7 protein-coding genes are annotated in these 7778 nt (G+C 72.2%); 5 read left to right on the plus strand and 2 right to left on the minus strand.

Annotated elements, in window-relative coordinates:
• Both mtrA and mtnA read right to left on the minus strand, forming a co-directional pair.
• Positions 1-690, minus strand: coding sequence for a two-component system response regulator MtrA (gene mtrA / locus ACFYQA_RS36040; protein WP_388927242.1), 690 nt, complete (start codon positions 688-690; stop codon positions 1-3).
• A gap of 4 nt (positions 691-694) precedes the next feature.
• The gene (gene mtnA, locus ACFYQA_RS36045) at positions 695-1843 is read right to left on the minus strand and encodes an S-methyl-5-thioribose-1-phosphate isomerase (RefSeq protein WP_388927245.1); all 1149 of its coding nucleotides are present in this window, start codon (positions 1841-1843) and stop codon (positions 695-697) included.
• 147 nt (positions 1844-1990) lie between these two features.
• Between mtnA and ACFYQA_RS36050 the strand changes: the two genes are divergently transcribed.
• From ACFYQA_RS36050 to ACFYQA_RS36070, 5 genes are read left to right on the plus strand one after another with little or no spacing between them, the layout of a single operon-like run.
• The gene (locus tag ACFYQA_RS36050; protein WP_388927248.1) at positions 1991-3328 is read left to right on the plus strand and encodes a hypothetical protein; all 1338 of its coding nucleotides are present in this window, start codon (positions 1991-1993) and stop codon (positions 3326-3328) included.
• Between the two features lie 31 nt (positions 3329-3359).
• Positions 3360-4115 carry a DUF4129 domain-containing protein gene (locus ACFYQA_RS36055; RefSeq protein WP_388927251.1) on the plus strand — a complete coding sequence of 252 codons (756 nt, stop codon included), beginning with the start codon at positions 3360-3362 and terminating at the stop codon, positions 4113-4115.
• Positions 4112-5311, plus strand: a complete 1200-nt coding sequence (locus ACFYQA_RS36060; protein WP_388927254.1) for a DUF4350 domain-containing protein — start codon at positions 4112-4114, stop codon at positions 5309-5311. Before ACFYQA_RS36055 ends, ACFYQA_RS36060 begins: the two co-directional genes overlap by 4 nt.
• Positions 5311-6300, plus strand: a complete 990-nt coding sequence (locus tag ACFYQA_RS36065; RefSeq protein ID WP_386403130.1) for an AAA family ATPase — start codon at positions 5311-5313, stop codon at positions 6298-6300. The genes ACFYQA_RS36060 and ACFYQA_RS36065 overlap by 1 nt, the downstream gene beginning before the upstream one ends.
• Positions 6300-7610 carry a DUF58 domain-containing protein gene (locus tag ACFYQA_RS36070; protein ID WP_388927258.1) on the plus strand — a complete coding sequence of 437 codons (1311 nt, stop codon included), beginning with the start codon at positions 6300-6302 and terminating at the stop codon, positions 7608-7610. The genes ACFYQA_RS36065 and ACFYQA_RS36070 overlap by 1 nt, the downstream gene beginning before the upstream one ends.
• Positions 7611-7778: the final 168 nt, after the last annotated feature.

Genomic DNA, 7778 nt, shown 5'->3' on the forward strand with positions numbered 1-7778 from the left:
TCAGCTCGGTCCTGCCTTGTAGCCGACGCCACGGACGGTCACCACGATCTCCGGCTTCTCCGGATCCTTCTCGACCTTGGAGCGCAGCCGCTGGACATGGACGTTCACCAGCCGGGTGTCGGCCGCGTGGCGGTACCCCCAGACCTGCTCGAGGAGCACCTCACGCGTGAACACCTGCCAGGGCTTGCGGGCCAGCGCGACCAGCAGGTCGAACTCGAGCGGGGTCAGCGCGATCGACTGCCCCTCCCGCTTCACGGAGTGCCCGGCCACGTCGATCACCAGGTCGCCGATGGCGAGCTGTTCCGGCGCCGGCTCCTCCGACCTGCGCAGCCGCGCCCGGATCCGGGCGACCAGCTCCTTCGGCTTGAACGGCTTGACCATGTAGTCGTCGGCACCGGACTCCAGGCCCACCACGACATCGACGGTGTCGCTCTTCGCCGTGAGCATCACGATCGGCACCCCGGACTCCGCCCTGATCAGGCGGCACACCTCGATGCCGTCCCGGCCGGGCAGCATCAGATCCAGCAGCACCAGATCGGGCTTGGCCTCACGGAAAGCGGCCAGCGCCTTGTCGCCGTCGGCTACGAAAAACGGCTCAAAACCTTCACCACGCAGCACAATGCCGAGCATCTCGGCCAGTGCGGTGTCGTCGTCGACGACAAGGACTCGTCCCTTCATAAACGACATCATCCCATTAGCTATTCGTGACCTGACGTGACCTGGCACACAGTGTGGCCAGGGCCTCTGCCGTCACGGGTGAGACGGCACCTTCCTCCGTGACGATCGCCGTGACCAGTTCCGTTGGTGTCACGTCGAACGCCGGGTTGTACGCCTGGGTCCCCAGGGGTGCCACAAGAATCCCGCCTCCCGCTTCGGTTCCGGCCATCGGCACCTGCGGTGCCGTGACCTCGGTCACTTCATGGCCGGGGCGCTGCTCGACCTCGATGGACGCCCCGTCCGGTGTGCGGAGATCAACCGTCGTCACCGGTGCCACCACTATGAACGGCACGTGGTGGTACCGCGCGAGCACGGCGAGCGGATAACTCCCCACCTTGTTCGCCACCGAGCCGTCGGCCGCGATGCGGTCCGCCCCTATCAGTACCGCGTCCACCTCGCCCGCCGCGAACAGCGATCCCGCCGCACTGTCGGTGAGCAGCGTGTACGCCATGCCGCTGCGGGCGGCCTCGTATGCCGTCAGGCGAGCACCTTGCAGCAACGGGCGCGTTTCGTCCACCCACAGCCGTCTGAGCCGGCCCGCCCGGTGCGCGGCCAGCGCCACCGCGAACGCCGTGCCCTCACCGCCCGACACCAGCGAGCCGGTGTTGCAGTGGGTGAGGATCCGGTGCCCGCCGCCGGGCATCAGTTCGTCCAGCAGCGCCAGCCCGTGCCGGGCCATCCGGGCGCTGGCCTCGGCGTCCTCCCGGTGCAGCTGTCGTGCCGCGGCCAGCGCGGCCCCGGCCGCCTCCCGGAGATCCCCGCCGCGGGCGAGAACACCCCGGTGGGCGCTCAGGGCCCGGCGCACCCCCACCCCGAGGTTCACCGCGGTGGGCCGGGCACCCTCCAGCGCGGCGGCCGCGTCATCCACCTCGAAGCCCCGCACGGCGGCGAGGGCGACACCGTACGCCCCGGCGATGCCCAGCAGTGGCGCACCGCGCACGGCGAGCGAGCGGATCGCCTCCACAAGCGCGGGGGCGTCCGTGCAGACGAGTTCGACCTCCTCGGCCGGCAGCCTGGTCTGGTCGAGCAGCACCAGAACGGGTCCTTCCGGTGGTTCCTCCCAGCGGATCACCGGGATGTCGGTCGGCCGCTGGTGGTCGCCGCTGTGTGCGTACTGATCAGCCATGCGGCCAGTCTGCCCCCTGGAACGCGGACAATTGAAGGCACAGTCCTCACCTCGACCGGTCCGACAGGTCCGTTGAGGAACACCCCATGACACGATGGCTGCGAACCTGCCGCCGCGACCGCGGACGGGCACCGTGAAGGAGCGACGATGAACGACACTCCGGGCTGGGCTTCGCCCGGATCCGCCCCCTCCGAAGGGCAGGGGCCCGGCACGTCCGGGTCTGCCGAGCCCGCAGAACGCCCGAACGCCGAGCAGCCCGCCCCACCGGGTCCGGGCTGGTCGAAGGAGCAACCGCCGAGCCAGTGGTCCGCGCCCACCGGCCGCCCCGGCCCCACAGGGCCCGCGGGCCCCGGCCAGACTCCCCCGCCCCCACCGCCCACGCCGGGCTGGGGCACCCCGCCCCCCGGCGGGCCCGGTTACGGCGGACCCGGGGGATACGGCGGCGGTTACGGCGGTCCCGGCGGGTACGGGTCCTGGGGAGGAGGCTGGGGCGGACCCCCGCCCGCGGCCAAGCCCGGCGTGATCCCGCTCCGCCCGCTCGGCGTGGGCGAGATCCTCGACGGCGCGGTCTCCACCATGCGCACCCACTGGCGCACGGTCCTCGGCATCTCGCTGACCGTCGCCGTCCTCACCGAGATCATCGTCGTCCTCGTCCAGGGATTCTTCCTGGACAGCCCCAGCTCCGCGGCCCTCAGCGACCCGTCCGCCACCTTCGACGAGCTGACCGCCGCCATGGGCGACTCCCTGATCAACAGCGGGGTCGTCTATGTCGTCACCCTGATCGGCACCATCGCCGCCACCGCCCTGCTCACCACCGTCACCAGCCGCGCCGTACTCGGCACGTCGGTCACCACCGCCGAGGCCTGGCGCGACGCCCGCCCCCAGGTCCTGAGGCTGTTCGGCCTGATCTTCCTGCTGATACTCCTCACCGTGGCCGTCTTCGCGGTGGGCGCGCTGCCGGGCATCGTCATGGCCCGCACGGTCGGCGGCGCGGGCGCGGTGGTGCTCACCGTCCTGGGCATCCTCGGCGCCGGCCTCGTCGCCCTGTGGCTGATGACCCGCTACTCGCTGGCCTCTGCGACGCTGATGCTGGAGAAACAGGGCGTCCTGAAGGCGATGGGCCGTTCCGCGAAGCTGGTGCGCGGCTCCTGGTGGCGGATCTTCGGCATCCAGCTGCTCGCGATGATCATCGCGGGCTTCGTCGCGTCGATCATCGTCATCCCCTTCACCGTGATCGCCATGGCCGTCACCGGCGGCGGCGTCACCGGTTTCCTCAACAGCGCCGGCGGCGACATCGGCTGGACGTTCCTCATCATCACCGGTGTCGGCGCGGTCGTCGGCGCCATGATCACGTACCCGATCCAGGCCGGCGTCACGGTGCTCCTCTACGTCGACCAGCGCATCCGCCGCGAGGCCCTCGACCTCGAACTGGGCCGCGCCGCCGGCGTCCAGGGCTACGGGCCCGGCACCGTCCCGGGGAGCTGACCGGGTGCACACCGCGGGGGGAGTGCTCACCATGCCCATATCGGCGCAGACATCGGCCGAAGCCGCCGGCAGCGCGGTCCGGGCGCTGCTTCGCGGTGACGGCGAGCCGCCCGTCACCACCCCGCGTGACCCCGCGCGGGAGGCGGCCCGGCGCGAACTGTCCAAGCAGATGTACCACGAGAACGACCCCAGCTGGTTCCAGCGGGCCCTGAACGCCTTCTGGGAATGGGTCGGCAAGCTGTTCGACGCCGCCTCCACCGCGGCGCCCGGCGGTACGCTCGGGCTGATCGTCATCGTCGCCGCCGTGCTCGCCGTCCTGGGAGCCCTGTGGTGGCGCCTGGGGACCCCGCGCCGCAAACCGGCTTCCGCTCCCGCCCTGTTCGACGACCGCCCCCGCAGCGCCGCCGAACATCGCGCGGCCGCCGAGGCGCACGCCGTCCAGGGCCACTGGAACCAGGCCGTCCAGGAACGCATGCGCGCCGTGGTCCGCGCCCTGGAGGAACGCGCTCTGCTCGACATCCACCCCGGCCGCACCGCCGACGAGGCCGCCGCGGAAGCCGGCCGCGCCCTGCCCGCCCACACCGGCCGGCTGCACACCGCGGCCCGGAGCTTCGACGACGTGACATACGGCGGCCGCACCGCGACGGAAGAGTCGTACCGGCAGATCACCGAACTCGACCGCGACCTGGAGCGGACCAAACCCCGGCTCGCGAGCACCGCCGCCGGTAACCGGAACCACAGCGACAGCACCACGGACGACAACGCCCGCCAGGGAGCCGCCGGATGACGACCGAGGTACCGCTCCCCTCCACCTCGGCCTCGCCCACCGCACGCCAGGTGTGGGCCCGCTCCCGAGGTGTCGTCCTCGCACTCGCGCTGCTGGTCGTGGCGGCCGTCGTCATCGCCGTGGTCCGCTCCGACGCCCACCACGGCGAACTCGACCCGCGCTCCGCCGACCCCCTCGGCAGCCGCGCGGTCGCCGAACTCCTGGCCGACCGCGGTGTGGACACACGCGTGGTCACCACCCTGGAAGAGGCGTCCGCCGCCGCGAAACCCGACACGACCCTCCTGGTCGCCGTCCCCGACCTCCTGACGCACCGCCAGCAGTCGCGACTGCACTCCGCGTTCACCGACTCCGGCGGCCGCACCGTCCTGGTCTCCGCCGGCAGCACGTCCGTCGACCGGCTCGCCCCGGGCGTCGTCGCCGACCCGGCCACCAGCTTCGGCTCCACCCTCGACCCGGTCTGCACCCTGCCCGCCGCCCGCAGCGCAGGCACCGCCGACACGGGCGGTATCCGCTACACCACCACCCACCTCGACGCCGACGAGTGCTACCCCAGCGAGCGCCTGGCCACCCTCGTGCGCGTCCCGGCGGCCTCCGGGACCGGCGACACGGTCCTCCTCGGCGCCCCCGACATCCTCCTCAACGACCGTCTCGACGAGCACGGCAATGCCTCGCTCGCCCTCCAGCTCCTCGGCTCCCGCCCTCATCTGGTCTGGTACCTCCCCTCACTCGCCGACGCCTCCGCCGCCTCCGAAGAAGGCGAACGCGGCCTCTTCGACCTGCTCCCCTCCGGCTGGATCTGGGGCACCGCGCAGCTCTTCGTCGCGGCAGTCCTGGCCGCCCTGTGGCGGGCACGCCGGCTCGGCCCGCTCGTGCCCGAAAGGCTCCCCGTCGCGATCCGCGCCTCCGAAACCATCGAAGGCCGCGCCCGCCTCTACCGCAAGGCGAACGCCCGCGACCGCGCGGCCACCGCTCTGCGCTCCACCACCCGCACGCGCCTCGCCCCCCTCGTAGGCATCCCCGCATCCCAGGCGCACACGCCCGAGGCCCTGCTTCCCGCCCTGTCCACCCATCCCCACGGCGACGGGCAGTCGTCCCTGCACGATCTCCTGTTCGGCCCGCCACCCGGCGACGACACAGCCCTGACAGCCCTCGCCGACCGACTCGACGCCCTCGAAAGAGAGGTACGCCGTCCATGATGGACCCGACCACTGACAACGCCGCGCACACCGGGGACCCGGCCGCCGCCCGTGCCTCCCTGGAAGCATTGCGCGCCGAGATCGCCAAAGCCGTGGTCGGCCAGGACCCCGCTGTCACCGGCCTCGCCGTCGCCCTGCTGTGCCGCGGGCACGTCCTCCTCGAAGGAGTCCCCGGTGTCGCCAAAACCCTGCTCGTCCGCACCCTCGCCGCCGCCCTGGACCTCGACACCAAGCGCGTCCAGTTCACCCCCGACCTGATGCCGAGCGACGTCACCGGCTCCCTGGTCTACGACGCCCGCACCTCCGAGTTCTCCTTCCAGCCCGGCCCGGTCTTCACCAACCTCCTCCTCGCGGACGAGATCAACCGCACGCCCCCGAAGACCCAGGCGTCCCTTCTGGAGGCCATGGAGGAGCGCCAGGTCACCGTGGACGGCACTCCCCGCCCCCTCCCCGACCCCTTCCTGGTCGCCGCCACCCAGAACCCCGTGGAGTACGAGGGCACCTACCCCCTCCCCGAAGCCCAGCTCGACCGCTTCCTCCTCAAACTCACGATCCCGCTGCCCTCCCGGCAGGACGAGATCGACGTCCTCACCCGCCACGCCGAAGGCTTCAACCCCCAGGACCTGCGCGCCGCCGGCGTACGCCCCGTCGCGACCGCCGCCGACCTGGAAACGGCCCGCGCCGCGGTCGCGAAGACGACGGTCTCCCCCGAGATCACCGCCTACGTCGTCGACATCTGCCGCGCCACACGCGAGTCGCCGTCCCTCTCCCTCGGTGCCTCCCCCCGGGGAGCCACCGCCCTCCTGTCCACCGCCCGCGCCTGGGCCTGGCTGACGGGACGCGACTACGTCATCCCCGACGATGTGAAGGCCCTCGCTCTCCCCACTCTCCGCCACCGCGTACAGCTCCGGCCGGAGGCCGAGATGGAGGGCGTCACGACCGACTCGGTCATCAACGCGATCCTCACCCACGTCCCCGTCCCCCGCTGATGGCCCTCACCGGACGCGCCGCCCTCCTGGCGGCACTCGGCTCTCTCCCCGTCGGCCTCTGGGAACCGGGCTGGACGGGCCTCCTCGCCGTCAACGCCCCCTTGGCGGTGGCCTGTGCCTGCGACTTCGCCCTGGCCGCCCCCGTGCGCCGGCTCGGCCTCAGCCGCTCCGGAGACACCTCGGTACGCCTGGGCGACACCGCCGACATCACCCTGACGGTCACCAACACGTCCCGTCGCCCGCTCCGGGCCCGTATCCGTGACGCCTGGCCCCCCAGCAGCTGGCAGCCCGGCACCGAGGTGGCGGCCTCCCGCCACCGTCTCACGGTCCCCGCAGGCGAGCGCCGACGCATCACCACCCGGCTGCGACCGACCCGCCGAGGCGACCGCCGGGCCGACCGCGTCACCGTCCGGTCCTACGGTCCGCTCGGCCTGTTCGCCCGCCAGGGCGCCCACGAAATCCCCTGGACGGTCCGTGTGCTGCCGCCGTTCACCAGCCGCAAGCACCTGCCGTCCAAGCTGGCCCGCCTGCGCGAACTGGACGGCCGCACCAGCGTCCTCACCCGCGGCGAGGGCACCGAGTTCGACAGCCTGCGCCCCTACGTCCCCGGCGACGACACCCGTTCCATCGACTGGCGTGCCACGGCCCGCCAGTCCGTCGTGGCGGTTCGCACCTGGCGCCCCGAGCGCGACCGGCACATCCTGCTGGTCCTCGACACCGGCCGCACCTCCGCGGGCCGGGTCGGCGACGTCCCCCGCCTGGACGCCTCCATGGACGCGGCGCTGCTCCTCGCAGCCCTCGCCTCCCGGGCCGGCGACCGCGTCGGCCTCCTCGCCCACGACCGCCGCCTCCGCGCCCTCGTACAGGGCCGTTCGGCAGGCGACGTCCTTCCCTCCCTGGTCAACGCCATGGCCACCCTCGAACCGGAGCTCGTCGAGACCGATGCCCGAAGCCTCACGGCCATGGCCCTGCGCACAGCCCCTCGCCGCTCCCTGATCGTCCTGTTCACGACGCTCGACGCGGCGCCCATCGAGGAGGGCCTGCTTCCCGTGCTGGCCCAGCTCACCCAACGACACACGGTCCTGCTCGCCTCGGTCGCCGACCCGCACCTGGCCCAGATGTCCAAGGCCCGCGGAAACCCCGACGCGGTGTACGAGGCAGCGGCAGCGGCCCAGGCCCAGACCGAACGCGACCGCACCTCGGAACAACTCCGCCGCCACGGCGTCACGGTCGTCGAAGCCACCCCGGACGATCTGGCGCCGGCCCTGGCAGACGCCTACCTCACTCTGAAGGCAGCGGGACGCCTCTGAGGAAAGACGAGACAGAAAGGAAAATGGATAGGGGTCCAAGACCCCTATAAACGCAGGAAAGCCCCGTGCCGATGGCACGGGGCTTTCCCATTCAAGAATTGTTCGGCGGCGTCCTACTCTCCCACAGGGTCCCCCCTGCAGTACCATCGGCGCGGTAAGGCTTAGCTT

The organism is Streptomyces sp. NPDC005774 (assembly GCF_042871645.1).
Classification (GTDB): domain Bacteria; phylum Actinomycetota; class Actinomycetes; order Streptomycetales; family Streptomycetaceae; genus Streptomyces; species Streptomyces pratens.

Bases quoted from the DNA above. Each gene is read 5' to 3' on its own strand.
- mtrA (WP_388927242.1), bottom strand. From the start codon at position 690: ATGATGTCGTTTATGAAGGGACGAGTCCTTGTCGTCGACGACGACACC.
- mtnA (WP_388927245.1), bottom strand. From the start codon at position 1,843: ATGGCTGATCAGTACGCACACAGCGGCGACCACCAGCGGCCGACCGAC.
- ACFYQA_RS36050 (WP_388927248.1), top strand. From the start codon at position 1,991: ATGAACGACACTCCGGGCTGGGCTTCGCCCGGATCCGCCCCCTCCGAA.
- ACFYQA_RS36055 (WP_388927251.1), top strand. From the start codon at position 3,360: ATGCCCATATCGGCGCAGACATCGGCCGAAGCCGCCGGCAGCGCGGTC.
- ACFYQA_RS36060 (WP_388927254.1), top strand. From the start codon at position 4,112: ATGACGACCGAGGTACCGCTCCCCTCCACCTCGGCCTCGCCCACCGCA.
- ACFYQA_RS36065 (WP_386403130.1), top strand. From the start codon at position 5,311: ATGGACCCGACCACTGACAACGCCGCGCACACCGGGGACCCGGCCGCC.
- ACFYQA_RS36070 (WP_388927258.1), top strand. From the start codon at position 6,300: ATGGCCCTCACCGGACGCGCCGCCCTCCTGGCGGCACTCGGCTCTCTC.